The following is a 13,672-nucleotide window of genomic DNA, read 5'->3' on the forward strand; positions in this document are numbered from 1 at the left end:
GCGGGGGGGTGGGCGGGGGGGGGGGAGAGGGGGGGGGAGGGGCCCCCCCCGCCCCCCCCCCGCCGTCGCCGCCGTACCGCGGGTCAGCCCTTCACGAGCGCGTCGATCCGCGCCAGTTCCCCGGCGTCGAAGTCGAGGTTGCGGAGGGCGCCGACACTGTCCTCCAGCTGCCGTGCGCTGCTCGCGCCGACCAGGGCGGAGGTGACCCGGCCGCCGCGCAGCACCCAGGCGAGGGCCAGCTGGGCCAGGGTCTGGCCGCGGGAGGCGGCGACCTCGTTCAGGGCGCGCAGCCGGCCGACCAGTTCCTCGGTGAGCGCGTCGGAGTTCAGGAAGGGGCTGTCGCTCGCGGCCCGGGAGTCCTCGGGGATGCCGTCGAGGTAGCGGCCGGTGAGCAGGCCCTGTTCCAGCGGGGAGTAGGCGATGGAGCCCACCTGGAGTTCGTCCAGGGCGTCCAGGACGCCCTCGTCCTCGGGGCGCCGGTCGAGCATCGAGTAGCGCGGCTGGTGGATGAGGAGCGGGGTGCCGAGGTCGGCGAGGATGCGGGCGGCCTCGCGGGTCTGCTCGGCGGAGTAGTTGGAGACGCCGACGTAGAGCGCCTTGCCCCGCGTCACCGCGGAGTGCAGGGCGCCCATCGTCTCCTCCAGCGGAGTCTCCGGGTCGAAGCGGTGCGAGTAGAAGACGTCGACGTGGTCGAGGCCGAGCCGCTTCAGGCTCTGGTCCAGCGAGGACAGCAGGTACTTGCGCGAGCCCCACTCGCCGTACGGGCCCGGCCACATCAGATAGCCGGCCTTGGTGGAGATCACCAGTTCGTCGCGGTACGGCGTGAAGTCGGCCCGCAGCGCCTCGCCGAGCGCGGACTCGGCGGCGCCGGGCGGCGGGCCGTAGTTGTTGGCCAGGTCGAAGTGGGTGACGCCCAGGTCGAAGGCGCGGCGCAGGATGGCGCGCTGCGTCTCGACGGGCCGGTCGGGCCCGAAGTTGTGCCACAGGCCGAGCGACAGCGCGGGCAGTTTCAGGCCGCTGCGTCCGGTGCGCCGGTAGGGCATCTCGGCGTAACGGTCGGGGTGTGCGGTGTACAACGCGACTCCAGTGGGATCGGCACACGGTCTACCGGATCCACTGTCGCCCGGCACGCGTACAGCGGTCCAACAGAAGAATCCGATGGAATTGTGCGGCTAGGCTTCTCAATCATGGAGCTACGCCATCTGCAGCACTTCGTCGCGGTCGCCGAGGACCAGCACTTCACCCGGGCCGCCGAGCGCCTGATGGTGTCCCAGTCGGGTCTGTCGGCGTCGATCAGGGCGCTGGAGCGGGAGCTGCGGGCGCCGCTGTTCGTGCGCACCACCCGCCGGGTGACGCTGACCGAGGCGGGGCGGGCGCTGCTGGTGGAGGCCGAGCGGATCCTGGCCCAGGTGCGGTCGGCGCACGAGGCGGTGGCGGCGGTGCAGGGCGTGCTGCGCGGCACGCTGTCGCTGGGCACCGAGCAGTGCATCGCCGGGGTGCACGTGGCGCGGCTGCTGGCGGCGTTCCGGGGCCGGCACCCGGACGTGGAGATCGGGCTGCGGCAGGCGGGGTCGGGCGCGCTGGCCGAGGAGGTGGCGGCCGGACGGCTCGACCTTGCCTTCGCCTACCGCACCCGGGCGGACAGCGACCAGCTGCGCTCGGTGTCGCTGGCCGGCGAGCCGATGACCGTGCTGTGCCACCCCAGTCACCGGCTGGCCTCGGCCGCCGCGGTACTGGTCCCGGAGGATCTGTCCGGTGAGGTGTTCGTGGACTTCCACCCGGACTGGGGTCCGCGCCGCACCACCGACGCCGCCTTCGCCGCGGCGGGCGCCCGGCGCACGGTCGCGCTGGAGGTCAACGACGTGCACAGCCTGCTGGACCTGGTGGACGAGAACCTCGGCATCGCGGTCGTACCCCGGCACTTCCGGCACAAGCGGCCCTCGTTGACGGCACTGCCGCTGAAGGGCCCGGACGAGACCGCGTACGAGACGGTGGCCCTGCTGCCTCCGGAGCGGGCCACCAGCCCGGCCGCCCGCGCGCTCGTCACCCTCCTGGAAACCGGGGGTCCGACACCTCCCCCGCCGGGTGCCCGGGCCGACTGACCGCGACCGTCCGCCGCCGCAGACTCGTCGGTGCGTGATGGCGCGCTCACCGCGACGGACGACCTGCCGCGCGGGACTTCACCGGGGAGCCGGAAGCCGGGTTCCGGGCGCGTGAGGGGCGGCGATTTGCGATGGTGGACGGTATGCACGCAAAGGACATCCTCATCGGCGGCTACGGCCGCGTCCAGGAAGAAGTCCATGCCGTCGTCGAGGGCCTCGGTCCGGACGAGCTGGGGTACCGGCCGGCGCCCGAGGCCAACTCCGTGGCCTGGCTGGTCTGGCACCTCACCCGGGTGCAGGACGACCACGTCGCCGACGCCTTCGGCCTCGACCAGGTGTGGCTCGCGGACGGCTGGGAGAAGCGCTTCGGCCTCGACCTGCCCCGGGACGACACCGGCTACGGGCACTCGCCGGCCGACGTCGCGAAGGTGCGGGTCGACTCGGCCGACCTGCTCACCGGGTACTACGACGCGGTGCACGAGCAGACGCTCGGCGCGCTGCGCGAGGTGGCCGCCAAGGATCTCGAACGGGTCGTGGACGAGCACTGGGACCCCCCGGTCACGCTGGGCGTGCGCCTGGTGAGCGTCCTGTCCGACGATCTCCAGCACGTCGGACAGGCCGCCTACCTCAGGGGGCTGGCTCAGAGCGCGGACGCGTAACCCGGCAGGACCACGTCCTCGATGAGGGCGTTGCGCTCGTCGAACGGGACGAACGCGCTCTTGAGGGCGTTCACCGTGACCGTGCGCAGGTCCTCGACCGTCCAGCCGGCCTCCTCGACCAGCAGGGACATCTCCCGGGTCATCGTCGTGCCCGACACCAGACGGTTGTCGGTGTTGAGGGTGACCCGGAAGCCGAGGTCCTTCAGGGCGGTGATGGGGTGCTCGGCGATGGAGGTGGCGCAGCCGGTCTGGAGGTTGGAGGTGGGGCACATCTCCAGGGCGATCCGGCGGTCGCGCACCCAGGAGGCGAGCCGGCCGAGCTTACCGTCCACGATGTCCTCCGTCAGGCGCACGCCGTGCCCGATGCGCTGGGCGCCGCACACCTGGAGGGCCTGGTGGATGCTGGGCAGGCCGTGGGCCTCGCCGGCGTGGATGGTGAAGGGCACGCTCTCGCGGCGCAGGTGCTCGAAGGCGGCCAGGTGGTCGGCGGGCGGGAAGCCGTCCTCGGCGCCGGCGATGTCGAAGCCGACGACGCCGGCGTCCCGGTAGGCCACGGCCAGGTCTGCGGCCTCGCGGACCCGGTCGAACATGCGCATGCCGCACAGCAGGGTCCCCACCCGGACCGGCGTACCGGCGGCGGCGGCCTTGGCCATGCCCACGGCGAGGCCTTCCTGCACGGTCTCCACGACCTCGGCGAGGGCCAGACCGCCGTTGGTGTTCAGTTCGGGGGCGTAGCGCACCTCGGCGTAGACGACACCGTCGGCGGCGAGGTCGAGCACGTACTCCTCGGCGGTGCGCAGCAGGCCCTCGCGGGTCTGCATCACGGCGAGGGTGTGCTCGAAGGTGGCTATGTAGCGGACCAGGTCGCCGGAGTTGGCGGCCTCGACGTACCAGGCGGCCAGCTCGTCGGGGTCGGTGGTGGGCAGCTCGTGGCCGACCGCGGCGGCGAGTTCCACGACGGTGGCCGGGCGCAGGCCGCCGTCGAGGTGGTCGTGCAGGACGGCCTTGGGCAGCCGGCGGAGGGTCTCGGTGTCGATGCGGGGCGCGGTCATGGCGGGGCTTTCCTCGGCGGTAAGGGGGTGGTGGATCAGGCGGCGGGCTGGAGCAGGTCCCAGCGGTTGCCGTAGAGGTCCTGGAAGACGGCGACGGTGCCGTACGGCTCGTGCCGGGGCTCTTCCAGGAAGGTGACGCCGGCGGCGGCCATGCGGGCGTGGTCGCGGGCGAAGTCGTCGGTGTGCAGGAAGAACCCGACGCGTCCGCCGGTCTGGTCGCCGACCCGGGCACCCTGCGCTTCCCCCTTGGCACGGGCCAGCAGCAGCCCGGTGCCGTCCGGCCCGGCCCCGGGCTCCACGACGACCCAGCGGGAGCCGTCGGGGCGCGGGGCGTCCTCGGCCAGGCGGAAGCCGAGGGCCTCGGTGTAGAAGCGGATGGCCTCGTCGTAGTCGTCCACGACGAGGGTGACCAGGGCGACGCGTCGCATCGGTTACCTTCCGGCGGGTTCCGGTGGGGGTCCGGTGGGGGTGGTTAGCGGGTGAGGTTATACGTAAAACTATCGAGGCGCCAGTCGTGGGTCTACGCGCGTTGCCCGGCCGCCGCGCCCCGGGGCCCCGCGACGGCGGTACGGTCACCGGCCGCCGGATCCGAGCAGCTCCCGCAGGACGCGCTCGTCGTCGGGACGGAGCTGGGCGACGAACCGCGCGAGCACGGCCTCCCGGTCACCGTCGCGGTCCAGCTCGCCGTGCATCCGCCGGGCGGTCAGACCCTGCGCGTCCTGTGCCTCGCGCGCGGGGAAGTAGGCGTACCCCCGCCCCTCACGCCGACGCTCCACGAGCCCCTTCTCATGCAGGCGCGTCAGGATCGTCGTCACCGTCGTCCGCGCGAGCCCCGCACCGAGTCCACGCTGGACCTGCCCGGGGGTCAGCGGCTCCCCGGCGGCGGCCCAGAGCGCGCCCATCACCCCGGCCTCCAGCTCACCGGCCGACCGCCGCCCGCCCTTACCGTCGATCATGGGAACGCCTCGCTTGACCTGTCTTCGCGCGCACTCCGGTGGAGCGTCTACATCATGGTAGTCAGCGGGGCGGGGGCATCCGGGGCGTGGTTGACGGCCGGGGTGCGGGCGAGGTTCTCGGGGGCGTGGCTGCCGGCCGGGGTTCGGGCCGGCGCGGGTCTGCTCGGACGGGACGGCGCCGCCCAAGCCTCCCCAGCGATCACGGACCCCGCCGGGCGGTATCGCCTCAGGGCCGCTCGGTCGGGCGGCAGACGGGGTACCACCGGCCGCCGCTACGGCCCCACCCCGCCTACCCGCTCAGCGCGCAGCCACCTCACCACCCCTCAATTCGTCCGCGCCCGGCTCTCGTCGAGCAGCCGCAGCTCCGCCTCCGTCAGCCGCAATGCGCCCGCCGCGATGTTCTGGCGGAGGTGGTCGGGGTTGCCGGTGCCGGGGATGGCGAGGACGTGGCGGCCCTGGTGCAGGGTCCAGGCGAGGCGGATCTGGGCCGGAGTGGCGTCGTGGGCGTCGGCGACGGACAGCACCGCCGCGTCGTGGGCGGCGGTCGCGCCGTGTTCTCCGGCGGGGCCGGCGAGGGCGTAGAAGGGAACGAAGGCGATGCCCAGTTCCCCGCACCGGCGCAGGACCTCGTCGGCCTCGGGGTCGACGCGGTCGACGGCGTACCGGTTCTGCACGGAGACCACCGGCGCGATCGCGAGCGCCTCGTCGAGGTGCCGGGGCTCGACGGCGGAGATCCCGAGGTGGCGGATCAGTCCGGCCTCGCGCAACTCGGCGAGCGCGCCGAAGTGTTCGGCGACGGAGTCCTGCCGCATCCGGCGCAGGTAGACCAGGTCGAGGTGGTCGCGGCCGAGTTGGCGCAGGTTCTCCTCGACGTGTCCGCGCAGTTGGTCGGGGCGGGCCGAGGTGCCCCACTCGCCGTCGTGGTCCCGGTGGGGCCCGACCTTGGTGGCGATGACCAGGTCCTCGGGGTAGGGCGAGAGCGCGGTGCTGATGAGTTCGTTGGCGGAACGCAGCGCCGAGAAGTAGAAGGCCGCCGTGTCGATGTGGTCGACGCCGAGTTCGACGGCCTCGCGCAGGACGGCGAGGGAGCGTCCCCGGTCGCTCGGGGTGCCGTGGTGGAAGGCGGCGCTGCCCGTCAGCCGCATCGCGCCGAAGCCCGTGCGGCGGACGGACAGGTCACCGAGCTGCCAGGTGCCGGACGCGTCCGCGGTGATCGTCTGTGCGGTCATCGACGGAGTGTCGCACACGGCACCGGCCCCCTCGGCCGTTGATGCTGCGGATGGTCTGCCCGAACCCGGCGCTGTTCACCATGGCGTTGTGGGGGGTCATGGTGCCGGGTCCGGACTGGGTGTTCCAGTACCACAGGCCGGTCTTCCAGGCCACGGCCGCGTCCTTCTCCACCAGGGAGGGGTTGTGGAGCAGGTCGATGCCGAGGGCGTCGCCGGCGGCCTGGTAGTTGACGTTCCAGGAGAGCTGGATGGGGCCGCGCCCGTAGTAGGCGGCCTGCCCGGCCGGGCAGCCGTAGGGCTGGCTCCAGTCGCAGTGGTGCGGGTAGTTGGCGGTGTTCTGCTCCACCACGTGGACCGGGCCGCCGGTCTCGTGGCTGACGTTGGCGAGGAAGGCCGCGGCCTCCTGCTTCTTCACCGTGTCGCCGCCGGTGTTGGCGAAGCCCGGGTAGGCACTCAGGGCGGCGGTGAGAGCGTTGCAGGTGGAGAAGGCGTCCTGTTCGGGAACATCTGGTGGAACTGCGCCTCGCTCACCACGAATCCGGCGGCGGAGGCCGTGGGGGCGGCCTGGAGGTCGAGGGCCGAGCCTCCGACGGCCGGGGAGGTCAGGGCTGCGGCGATACGACGCCTCGACAGGGACCGACTCCTTGGCGCAGCACGGCCGCACCCGCCGGAGGAGGGAGCGGCCGTGGTGGGGTGTCGGATTGCTCCGGCGAATGCCAGGCCACGCGACGCGGTCGGGCCGGGGAGGTCAGTGCAGCGGCTTCGCCAGGACCGCCTTGCGGTGGCTGAACGTCTCGATGGAGTAGCGCCCGTGATAGCTGCCCATACCGCTCTCCCCCACCCCGCCGAACGGCAGGTCGGAGACGGTCAGATGGGCGAGTGGCAGCCCGTAGCCGAGGCCGCCCGAGGACGTCTCGGCGGCGATGCGCGTCCGGGTCTCCTCGGACTCGGAGAAGACGTACAGCGCGAGCGGCTTGTCGCGGTCGTTGATGAAGCCGATGGCCTCGTCGGCGCCGGCCACGGTGACGATCGGCAGGATCGGCCCGAAGATCTCCTCCCGCATGACGGGCGAGTCGGGGTCGACGTCCGCGAGCACGGTGGGCGCCAGGTACCTGGTGGCACGGTCGCCGGTGCCGCCGACCGCCACCCGCCCGGAGCCGAGCAGGCTCTCCAGCCGGTCGAAGTGCCGCTCGTTGATGATCCGCCCGTACTCGGGCGAGGCCGAAGGGTCGGCGCCGAACAGACTCTGCACGGCCTGGACCAGCGCCGTCTCCAGCCGGCCCGCGGTCTCGGGGTCGGTGAGCACGTAGTCCGGGGCGACGCAGGTCTGCCCGGCGTTGAGGAACTTGCCGCGCGCCAGCCGGTCGGCCACCACGCCGAGGTCGGTGTCCCGGTCCACGAACACCGGTGATTTGCCACCGAGTTCGAGGGTGACCGGGGCCAGGTGCTCGGCGGCGGCGCGCATGACGATCCGGCCGACGGTGCCGTTGCCGGTGTAGAAGACGTGGTCGAAGCGCTCGGCCAGCAGCGCCGTGGTCTCCGGGACACCGCCCTCGACGACGGCGACCGCGTCGGTGTCCAGGTAGGCCGGGATCAGTGCGGCCAGCGCGGCGGAGGTGGCCGGTGCCAGCTCGCTGGGCTTGGCGACGACCGCGTTGCCGGCGGCCAGCGCGCCGACCACGGGGGCGAGCAGGAGCTGGACCGGGTAGTTCCAGGGCGCGATGACGAGGACGACGCCGAGGGGGTCGTACTGCGTCCAGGCGGTGGCGTCGGCGCCGAGGTGGGCCGGGACGGGCGCCGGGTCCGGGCGCAGCCATCCCGTCAGGTGCTCCAGGGTGTGGTCGATCTCCCGGACGGTGAAGTCGATCTCGGTCCGGTAAGCCTCGGTGCGGCCCTTGCCCAGGTCGGCGTGGAGCGCGGCGGCGAGGTCGTCGCCGCGCTCCGTGAGCAGGGCGCGCAGGCGGCGCAGCTGGTCGGTGCGCCACGCGACGGGCTTCGTGCGGCCGGTGCGGAAGGTGGCGCGCAGCCGGGCCACGACGTCGGCGGGCTGCTCGGGGCTGGGATGGTTCACGGGTGCCTCGCTGGTGGGGCCCGGCCTGCCGGGCGGAGGGTTACGGTCAGTCAGATGTATACACCAACCTTTCATACCCTGAAATTCATTCCGTACGGCATTCGTGACGCGGGTCACCTCGGCGGACCGGACGACCGACGGACCGGAAGACCGACGGACCGACGGACCGACGGACCGGAAGACCGGAAGAATCGTCCCCATGGACGTCAGCGCACACCCCCTCGTCGCCCGTGCCCGCCGGCTCGCCACCGAGTTGCTCCTCCCCGAGGCGCAGCGGGTCGACCGGGACGGGGTGCCCGTGAGCCATGTGACGGCGGTGAAGCGGTCGGGGCTGCTCGGGGTGGTGGCCCCGGAGGCGTACGGCGGCTCCGGGGCGCCGGCCGCCGTGCTGCGGGAGACCGCGGAGATCCTGGCCGGGGCGTGCTGCTCCACCTGGTTCGTGCAGACCCAGCACCACACGCCGGTGCAGACCCTGGCGAAGAGCGGACTTCCGGTGCGGGAGCGGCTGTTGGGCCCGCTCTCACGCGGCGAGCTGCTGTCCGGGGTCGCCTACGCGCACCTGCGCGCCCACCCCCGCGTCCCGGTGCGGGCGCGCCGGGAGCGCGGCGGCTGGCGGTTCGACGGAACGGTCCCCTGGTACACCGGGTGGGGCCTGAACGACGTACTGCTGCTCGCTGGTGTGACCGACGCCGACGAGGTGCTGTTCGCCTTCGCCGAGGCACGCGAGCAGCCGGGGCTGCGGGCCTCGGCGCCCCTGCGGCTCGCCGCGCTCTCGGCTGCGCGCACGGTGTCGCTGGAGCTGGCCGGGCTGTGGCTGCCCGAAGAGGCCGTGGCGCTGCGGACGCCGTACGACGCCTGGGCGCCGGCGGACCGGGCCCGGACGCTGAACGCCAATCCGGCCGTGTTCGGCATCGCGGAGGCCGCGCTGTCCCTGCCGGCGGAGCCGGTGGCCGGACCGCTGCGGGACCGGCTCGGCGATGTCCGCCGCCGCGCCTACGCCCTGGCCGACCATCCGGAGCCGCTGGAGCACGCGGCCGAGCGGCTGGCGGTGCGCGCGGAGGCGTTCGAGGTGCTCGGCGCGGCCACCACCGCGGCGGTGGTGGCCGGCGGCGGACGCGCGCTGGCCCTGTCCAGCCGGGCACAACGGCTCGCCCGGGAGGGCCTGTTCCTGCTGGTGCAGGGCCAGACCGCCGAGACACGCGCGGCCCACCTGCGGGCGCTGACCGGGGCGGCCGGATGACGTGCCATCAACTGGCGGACCTCTCAAGCCGGTTGATCAGCTCGTGAAGGGCACCTGTGCTGTCGGTGTGCCCGTCCCGCCGGCCGGATGCGTCCACAGTCCCTGGGCCGCGAGCCGGGGCAGGACGCCCTCGCCGAACCAGTAGGCCTCCTCCAGGTGCGGATAGCCGGAGAGGACGAACTCGTCGAGGCCGAGGGCGTGGTATTCCTTGATCCGCTCCGCGACCTCGTCGTGGCTGCCGACCAGCGCGGTGCCCGCGCCGCCGCGCACGAGTCCGATGCCGGCCCAGAGGTTCGGGTGGATCTCCAGGCCGTCCCGGCCGCCGCCGTGCAGGGCGAGCATGCGGCGCTGCCCCTCGGACTCGCTGCGGGCGAGACCGCTCTGCACGGACCGTACGGTCTCCGGGTCGAAGCCGGCCAGCAGCCGGTCCGCCTCGGCCCAGGCCTGCTCAGAGGTGTCCCGGGTGATGACGTGCAGCCGGATGCCGAAGCGCGGGGTACGGCCGTGCCGGGCGGCCAGGCCCCTGATCCAGGTGATCTTCTCGGCGACCTGTGCGGGCGGCTCGCCCCAGGTCAGATAGACGTCGGCGTGCCGGGCGGCGATCTCCCCGGCGACCGGCGAGGAGCCGCCGAAGTACACCTCGGGCACCGGGTCGGGCACCCGGCTCAGTTTCGCGTCCTCCACCCTCAGGTGCTCACCGCGCAGATCGACGCTCTTGCCGTCCCACAGCTCCCGGACGATCTGGAGGAACTCCCCGGTACGGCGGTAGCGGTCCTCCTTGTCGAGGAAGTCGCCGTAGGCCCGCTGCTCGTGGCTCTCGCCGCCGGTGACGACGTTCAGCAGCAGCCGTCCCCCGGTCTGCCGCTGGAAGGTGGACGCCATCTGCGCGGCGAGCGTCGGCGAGACGAAGCCGGGCCGGAAGGCGACGAGGAACTTCAGCCGCTCGGAGTTCTGGCTGACCATCGCGGTGGTCAGCCAGGCGTCCTCGCACCAGGCGCCGGTCGGGGTGAGCGCGCCGACGAAGCCGAGGTCTTCCGCGGCCCGGGCGATCTGGCTCAGGTAGGCGACCGTGGGCGGCCGGTCCCGGCCGGAGGCGGTCGCCGGGGTGCCGTGGCCGCCGCCGACGACGTGGCGGCTGTCGCCGTTGGTGGGCAGGAACCAGTGGAAGGTGAGGGACACGGGGGTCTCCGTTCTCGGGACGTGCGTCAGAGCAGGCCGTGCCGCGGCGGCCGGGTGCCGCTCAGCACGTACCGGCCGATGTGCTGGATCTTTCGGCGGCCCGGGGCGTGGAGCGTGTGGGCGTCGCGCCAGTGGCGGTCCAGGCCGAGCGGGCGCAGGGCGGCGCGGGTGCCGGAGACCTCGAAGAAGGCGCTCGCGACGGCGAACGAGGACTTCCGCTGCTCGGGCGTTCCCTGACGGGAAATCACCCGAACGCAGGCGAAGTGGCTCTGCCGGGTCTGGGTGAGGCCGGCGTCGGCCGAACCGGGCAGCCGGAAGTTCTCCGCCAGGGGCTCGGTGCGCACGTCGGTGCCGCCGTGCTCGGCGGGCACGGTCACGGCGGGCGGTCCGGTGGCGGACAGCCGGTCCGACTCGCCGTGGGCCAGGCGCCGTTCGGCGGCGCCCATGTGGAACTCCTCGGCCCGGGCCGCGCCGACGGCCGGCGCCTCCGTGCCGTCGGCGATCACATGGGCGGTCATGGCGGTCAGCTCGCCGCCGCCAGGACCGGGCTGCGCCGGAGGGCGGCCGAGAACTGGTCCACGACCTGCCCGAGGGCCTCGGCCGTGCCGGGGGCCACGGTCAGCGAGCCGTCCTCCCCCACCGTGATGTCCTTGTCGAGCGTGAACCAGCCCTGGACTATGTGGGCGGCACCCATGGAGTTCAGTACCGGACGCAGGGCGTAGTCGATGGCGAGCACATGGGCGGTGGAGCCACCCGTGGCGAGGGGCAGCACGGTCTTGCCGGTCAGCGCGTACTGCGGCAGCAGGTCCAGCAGGGCCTTGAGGACACCGGAGTACGACGCCTTGTAGACGGGCGTGCCGACCACGACGCCGTCGGCGCGGGCGAAGAGTTCGGCGGCTTCGACGATGGCCGGGTGCCGGAAGTCCGCGCCGAGCAGGGCCTCGGCCGGGATGGTGCGCACGTCGAGCGGGACCACCCGGTGGCCCTGGGCGATGAGCCGCTGGTCGAGGTGGCGCAGCAGGCGGCCGGTGCGCGAGGACGCGGAGGGGCTGCCGGAGACGGACAGGACGGTGGCCATGGGTGCCTCGTTTCTGTGGTGCGCCGGGCGGACGTACGGGGGGAAGGGGCGCCCGGGAGGGAGGGTCGATCGGCGCTGCCTGACGGCGGCCGGCGGGAGGAACCGGTCAGGTGCCGGCCCGGGTGACGGCCTCGCTCGGCGTCTCGCGGGCCCCGGCCCCGGAGAGGATTTCGGGCACGCCGAAATTCGGGCACGCCGGGAGACGGGCGGGAACGCGCGGGGAATTCGGGCGGGCCGGAAGTCCGGGAAAAAGGGCGGTTCAGACCGCGGGGCAACAGGCGGCGCTGGAGACGCGCGCGAGGTCGACATGGCGTCGCCGCGTGAGGTCCAGTCGCATCGTCATGCGATCGATCGTGGCAGCAGCCGGTCAGGGCCGTCAAGGAGAACCCGGCCGGTCTCGCATCCCGGACCATGGGGTTTCACGAGGGTCTGATGGAGCGTGAGCGCGCGGGAAGCGGTGGACCGGCCGTGGTCGGCGGCCGGCGAGCAGCACCGGGGCAGCCGGCTGGTGCGGCCGGCATCTGCGCACACCCGGACAGTCCGCCGGCCGCGCCGGCCGTGGTCACGGCGGAGAATCCGCACCCGGCGACCGTACGCCGGGCGCGAGAGCTGTCGGCGGACCGAGCGTGGCAGGGCTCAGGCGCGGCTGTCCTCGTCGGGCGCCTCGACCACGACGAGGAAGGCGTCCGAACGCAGGTCCATCACCACGGTCGCCGGTTCGCCCTCGGCGCGGCGGGCGGCCGCGAACTCCTCCGCGGGCCAGGATCCACGCGGAGAACCTGCGGGGAAACGCTCCAGCACCTTCGCACTCATGACGGCGGTCACCTCCGGCTGCGCTGACGACTCGGAATGTACAGGTCGTACCGATCCTGTTGCCCCCGATCGATGCCGGCATGCCCCTTCACCAGACCGGCTCGAATCCGTCAGGACGAACATCCCACCGCTACACATAAAGGCGGAATAAGCGCAAAATGGGATATGCGGTGCCCACCGCATCGCACCAGACGCGGTCTGGCCTGCAACGTCAGAAGGAGACCAGTCATGGCCAATGTCTCGCACAGGGGTGACATGTCGACCCACCCCGACGCCCCCGAGATGCAGGAACGCTACAACCGCGTGCTCGGCGGTCGTGATGTGGCGCTCGTGGACGGGCCGGTGTTCCTGCTCGGCCTGTACTGCGCGGCATCACCGTGGATCGTGCACTACTCCGCGAGCCAGCCGGCGCTCATGACGCACAACCTGATCATGGGCATAGCGATCGGTCTGCTGGCACTGGGATTCACCAGGGCCCCCGAGCGGATGTACGGCCTGAGCTGGGCCATGTGCGCGCTGGGCATCTGGATGATCATCGCGCCGTGGATCGTGGGCAGCGGCCCCGACGCGGGGGTGATCATCAACAACATCGTCATCGGCGCGCTGGCACTCGTCCTCGGACTGGTCTGCGCCGGCACGGCGGCGAAGAGCACCCCGGGCCGTAACCGGTAGGGAACCGCGCGACGGCGGAGAAGAGAACCGGGAGGGAACCCGCACAACGGTACGTCGAGGCCGGCCCGCCCCGTGGACGGACCGGCCTCACCCTGTCCGCTCAGCGCCGGACCGAGAAGGAGATCCACTGGTCCGGGGGCAGTTCGGGGCGGCCCGGGACCGGCCGGGGCTCCCGGTTCCAGGCGCCGGGGGCGAGGTCGTCGGCGACCCGCTCCCAGAAGCGCACGGCCGCCGTGTTGGCCTCCTGGAAGGCGATCTCCCACGGCCCGGGATGCCGGCCGAGCACCGCGCGCACGGCACGCAGTCCGATCCCCCGGCGCCGGGCCGCACGCACCACGAAGAAGCTGTTCAGCACCCGCATGGGGCCGTCCAGGCCGCGCACGAAGGCGAGACCTGCGAGGCGTCCGTCACAGGACAGCAGGTAGGGCGCCCAGCCGGGCGCGGTGAAGGCGTGTTCGACGCGCTCGGTGCGGAAGTGCCCGTCGGGGGCGGGCAGGGTGCCGTCGAACTCGGACAGGTCGTGGCGGAACATCAGCCACAGCCGCTCGACGGCGGGCCGGTCGGCGGGGGTCGCGGGGCGGACCAGGAGGTCCTGAGCGGGGAATTCGGTCATGAGACGCA

16 protein-coding genes and 1 pseudogene are annotated in these 13,672 nt (G+C 73.1%); 4 read left to right on the top strand and 13 right to left on the bottom strand.

Going from position 1 to position 13,672, the window contains the following annotated elements; translation table 11 throughout:
- Window positions 1-83: 83 nt before the first annotated feature.
- On the bottom strand, window positions 84-1,076 hold the full coding sequence (gene mgrA / locus NX794_RS21420) for an L-glyceraldehyde 3-phosphate reductase (protein ID WP_258780268.1): 993 nt from the start codon (window positions 1,074-1,076) through the stop codon (window positions 84-86).
- A gap of 111 nt (window positions 1,077-1,187) precedes the next feature.
- Here mgrA and NX794_RS21425 point away from each other — a divergent pair, with 111 nt between their 5' ends.
- Both NX794_RS21425 and NX794_RS21430 read left to right on the top strand, forming a co-directional pair.
- Window positions 1,188-2,102, top strand: coding sequence for a LysR family transcriptional regulator (locus tag NX794_RS21425; RefSeq protein ID WP_258780269.1), 915 nt, complete (start codon window positions 1,188-1,190; stop codon window positions 2,100-2,102).
- A gap of 143 nt (window positions 2,103-2,245) precedes the next feature.
- A complete protein-coding gene (locus NX794_RS21430) occupies window positions 2,246-2,761 on the top strand; it encodes a mycothiol transferase (RefSeq protein WP_258780271.1) in 516 nt (171 codons plus the stop codon).
- Here NX794_RS21430 and NX794_RS21435 read toward each other — a convergent pair.
- The 6 genes and pseudogenes from NX794_RS21435 to NX794_RS21460 form a co-directional block, all read right to left on the bottom strand.
- Window positions 2,743-3,813 carry an adenosine deaminase gene (locus tag NX794_RS21435; RefSeq protein WP_258780272.1) on the bottom strand — a complete coding sequence of 357 codons (1,071 nt, stop codon included), beginning with the start codon at window positions 3,811-3,813 and terminating at the stop codon, window positions 2,743-2,745. The two genes, NX794_RS21430 and NX794_RS21435, sit on opposite strands and share 19 nt — an antisense overlap.
- A gap of 35 nt (window positions 3,814-3,848) precedes the next feature.
- On the bottom strand, window positions 3,849-4,241 hold the full coding sequence (locus NX794_RS21440) for a VOC family protein (protein ID WP_258780273.1): 393 nt from the start codon (window positions 4,239-4,241) through the stop codon (window positions 3,849-3,851).
- A 144-nt stretch (window positions 4,242-4,385) separates the two neighbouring features.
- On the bottom strand, window positions 4,386-4,769 hold the full coding sequence (locus tag NX794_RS21445; protein ID WP_258780275.1) for a BlaI/MecI/CopY family transcriptional regulator: 384 nt from the start codon (window positions 4,767-4,769) through the stop codon (window positions 4,386-4,388).
- A 323-nt stretch (window positions 4,770-5,092) separates the two neighbouring features.
- Entirely contained in the window at window positions 5,093-5,998 is a 906-nt protein-coding gene (locus tag NX794_RS21450) for an aldo/keto reductase (RefSeq protein WP_258780276.1), read from the bottom strand.
- Between the two features lie 34 nt (window positions 5,999-6,032).
- Window positions 6,033-6,631, bottom strand: a pseudogene (locus NX794_RS21455) (chitinase); the annotation flags it as partial.
- A 115-nt stretch (window positions 6,632-6,746) separates the two neighbouring features.
- A complete protein-coding gene (locus tag NX794_RS21460; RefSeq protein ID WP_258780277.1) occupies window positions 6,747-8,069 on the bottom strand; it encodes an aldehyde dehydrogenase family protein in 1,323 nt (440 codons plus the stop codon).
- A 199-nt stretch (window positions 8,070-8,268) separates the two neighbouring features.
- Here NX794_RS21460 and NX794_RS21465 point away from each other — a divergent pair, with 199 nt between their 5' ends.
- Window positions 8,269-9,309, top strand: coding sequence for an acyl-CoA dehydrogenase family protein (locus NX794_RS21465; protein WP_258780279.1), 1,041 nt, complete (start codon window positions 8,269-8,271; stop codon window positions 9,307-9,309).
- Between the two features lie 36 nt (window positions 9,310-9,345).
- Here NX794_RS21465 and NX794_RS21470 read toward each other — a convergent pair whose 3' ends face one another.
- From NX794_RS21470 to NX794_RS21485, 5 genes are all read right to left on the bottom strand, one after another.
- Window positions 9,346-10,488, bottom strand: coding sequence for an LLM class flavin-dependent oxidoreductase (locus tag NX794_RS21470; RefSeq protein ID WP_258780280.1), 1,143 nt, complete (start codon window positions 10,486-10,488; stop codon window positions 9,346-9,348).
- Between the two features lie 26 nt (window positions 10,489-10,514).
- Window positions 10,515-11,006: an acyl-CoA dehydrogenase gene (locus NX794_RS21475; protein ID WP_258780282.1), complete on the bottom strand. Its 492-nt coding sequence runs from the start codon at window positions 11,004-11,006 to the stop codon at window positions 10,515-10,517.
- A 5-nt stretch (window positions 11,007-11,011) separates the two neighbouring features.
- Window positions 11,012-11,566 (bottom strand): NADPH-dependent FMN reductase, encoded by a 555-nt coding sequence (gene ssuE / locus NX794_RS21480; protein ID WP_258780284.1) that lies wholly within the window; start codon window positions 11,564-11,566, stop codon window positions 11,012-11,014.
- Window positions 11,567-11,825: 259 nt separating this feature from the next.
- The gene (locus NX794_RS36100; RefSeq protein ID WP_428985943.1) at window positions 11,826-11,909 is read right to left on the bottom strand and encodes a putative leader peptide; all 84 of its coding nucleotides are present in this window, start codon (window positions 11,907-11,909) and stop codon (window positions 11,826-11,828) included.
- Between the two features lie 293 nt (window positions 11,910-12,202).
- Window positions 12,203-12,379, bottom strand: a complete 177-nt coding sequence (locus NX794_RS21485; protein WP_258780285.1) for a hypothetical protein — start codon at window positions 12,377-12,379, stop codon at window positions 12,203-12,205.
- A gap of 228 nt (window positions 12,380-12,607) precedes the next feature.
- Here NX794_RS21485 and NX794_RS21490 point away from each other — a divergent pair, with 228 nt between their 5' ends.
- Window positions 12,608-13,051: an SPW repeat protein gene (locus tag NX794_RS21490; protein WP_258780286.1), complete on the top strand. Its 444-nt coding sequence runs from the start codon at window positions 12,608-12,610 to the stop codon at window positions 13,049-13,051.
- Window positions 13,052-13,151: 100 nt separating this feature from the next.
- On the opposite strand, the gene NX794_RS21495 is transcribed toward NX794_RS21490, so the two are convergent.
- On the bottom strand, window positions 13,152-13,664 hold the full coding sequence (locus tag NX794_RS21495) for a GNAT family N-acetyltransferase (RefSeq protein WP_258780287.1): 513 nt from the start codon (window positions 13,662-13,664) through the stop codon (window positions 13,152-13,154).
- Between the last annotated feature and the right edge of the window lie 8 nt (window positions 13,665-13,672).

The sequence above is a fragment of the Streptomyces pyxinicus genome (assembly GCF_024753135.1).
Lineage (GTDB): Bacteria > Actinomycetota > Actinomycetes > Streptomycetales > Streptomycetaceae > Streptomyces > Streptomyces pyxinicus.

What these genes read in the sequence shown, in the direction of transcription:
- ssuE (WP_258780284.1), bottom strand. Translation starts at nt 11,566, where the DNA reads ATGGCCACCGTCCTGTCCGTCTCCGGCAGCCCCTCCGCGTCCTCGCGC.
- NX794_RS21440 (WP_258780273.1), bottom strand. Translation starts at nt 4,241, where the DNA reads ATGCGACGCGTCGCCCTGGTCACCCTCGTCGTGGACGACTACGACGAG.
- NX794_RS21490 (WP_258780286.1), top strand. Translation starts at nt 12,608, where the DNA reads ATGGCCAATGTCTCGCACAGGGGTGACATGTCGACCCACCCCGACGCC.
- NX794_RS21435 (WP_258780272.1), bottom strand. Translation starts at nt 3,813, where the DNA reads ATGACCGCGCCCCGCATCGACACCGAGACCCTCCGCCGGCTGCCCAAG.
- NX794_RS21450 (WP_258780276.1), bottom strand. Translation starts at nt 5,998, where the DNA reads ATGACCGCACAGACGATCACCGCGGACGCGTCCGGCACCTGGCAGCTC.
- NX794_RS21475 (WP_258780282.1), bottom strand. Translation starts at nt 11,006, where the DNA reads ATGACCGCCCATGTGATCGCCGACGGCACGGAGGCGCCGGCCGTCGGC.
- NX794_RS21430 (WP_258780271.1), top strand. Translation starts at nt 2,246, where the DNA reads ATGCACGCAAAGGACATCCTCATCGGCGGCTACGGCCGCGTCCAGGAA.
- NX794_RS21465 (WP_258780279.1), top strand. Translation starts at nt 8,269, where the DNA reads ATGGACGTCAGCGCACACCCCCTCGTCGCCCGTGCCCGCCGGCTCGCC.
- NX794_RS36100 (WP_428985943.1), bottom strand. Translation starts at nt 11,909, where the DNA reads ATGACGATGCGACTGGACCTCACGCGGCGACGCCATGTCGACCTCGCG.
- NX794_RS21425 (WP_258780269.1), top strand. Translation starts at nt 1,188, where the DNA reads ATGGAGCTACGCCATCTGCAGCACTTCGTCGCGGTCGCCGAGGACCAG.
- NX794_RS21485 (WP_258780285.1), bottom strand. Translation starts at nt 12,379, where the DNA reads ATGAGTGCGAAGGTGCTGGAGCGTTTCCCCGCAGGTTCTCCGCGTGGA.
- NX794_RS21445 (WP_258780275.1), bottom strand. Translation starts at nt 4,769, where the DNA reads ATGATCGACGGTAAGGGCGGGCGGCGGTCGGCCGGTGAGCTGGAGGCC.
- NX794_RS21495 (WP_258780287.1), bottom strand. Translation starts at nt 13,664, where the DNA reads ATGACCGAATTCCCCGCTCAGGACCTCCTGGTCCGCCCCGCGACCCCC.